The sequence below is a fragment of the Monashia sp. HAY1-2A genome (assembly GCF_056755315.1).
In genome coordinates this window covers 1-267 of the sequence record NZ_JBNDHY010000446.1, presented here as the reverse complement: position 1 = coordinate 267, position 267 = coordinate 1, and the positions used below count along the sequence as shown (strand labels likewise).

The 267-nt window shown below is 64.8% G+C and carries 1 protein-coding gene; it reads left to right on the top strand.

What is annotated here, in order from left to right; all coding sequences use genetic code 11:
* The coding region (locus tag ACPYOM_RS22660) for a hypothetical protein (RefSeq protein WP_481347690.1) at positions 1 to 267 on the top strand (267 nt) is incomplete at both ends.

Genomic DNA, 267 nt, shown 5'->3' with positions numbered 1-267 from the left:
AGCCCGATGACCGGCATCGATCTCGTGGCCGAGCCGGATCGGGCGATGGAGATGGCAACGGCCGTGAAGATCCTGATCGAAGGCATGGTGGCCGGGAGTTTCACCGGACACAAGCTCGTCGATCACCTGAACGCCGACAAGGAGGACTGGGTGAATGCCCGGCGCATCGTCAACGGCACGGACCGGGCGGAAAAGCTCGCCGAATACGGCAAGACGTTCTACGCGACATTGCGCCCCGAGGCGGCGCCAGGAGCCTGGCAGCGGTTG